Genomic DNA, 833 nt, shown 5'->3' with positions numbered 1-833 from the left:
ATCTGGTTTATATTTTGTGTCTTTTGCTACAGTAAATTGGATAGATGTTTTTACTAGGCAAGTTTACTTTAATGTATTAGTTGATAGTATAAATTATTGTAGAAAAGAAAAAGGTATGGAGTTGTATTGTTATTGTTTTATACCAAGCCACATCCATTTAATATTTAGATCAAGTAATAACCAACCTTCAGAATTACTTAGAGATTTTAAACGTTATACCTCAAAAAAGGTTATGAAAACTATAGAGAACAATCCGCAAGAGAGTCGTAGAGAATGGTTATTATGGATGTTCGAAAGAGCAGGTAAAAAGAATACAACAACAACTAAACACCAATTTTGGCAACATCATAATAAACCAATAGAACTATGGAGTGAACAGGTAATAAAACAAAAAATAGATTATATACATAATAATCCTGTAGAGGCTGGTTTTGTAGTAAATGCTATAGATTGGAAATATTCTAGCGCAAGGAATTTTCAAGATGACAATACAGTTTTAGAAATAGATAACGTTGGATTTTTTGGATGAACTTCCTTAAAAAGGAAAACTTCTACATCCCTGTAAAAGTTTCCTTTTATATTTTTCACTCTTACCGCCACTAGTTACAAACTAGCGGTAGCGGGGGGCAGAAACGAATCGAAAATTTAACCAATGTATTGCTAAACTTGGGTGTGGTAGATAGTAATGATAATAAAAAACACTTCAAATACTGTATTTAAAGCGTTTTTATTGTTTTACTAAAAGAGATTCTTAAAGTATAAGTATCTCCTCTACTTTTTTATATATTTTCATTACTTCAATGAACTTATAGATAACTTGATCTTTATTATAT

Annotated in this window: 1 protein-coding gene; it reads left to right on the top strand. The window is 29.3% G+C overall.

Features of this window, described 5'->3' with window-relative positions; translation table 11 throughout:
• On the top strand, positions 1–529 hold a 529-nt coding region (locus tag ACVC2P_RS09395), incomplete at its 5' end, for an REP-associated tyrosine transposase (RefSeq protein ID WP_452598216.1).
• Positions 530–833 lie beyond the last annotated feature (304 nt).

Source organism: Pontimicrobium sp. MEBiC01747 (assembly GCF_053601635.1).
The sequence above is the reverse complement of the archived record's forward strand: the minus strand, read 5'-3'. Positions and strand labels throughout refer to the sequence as shown.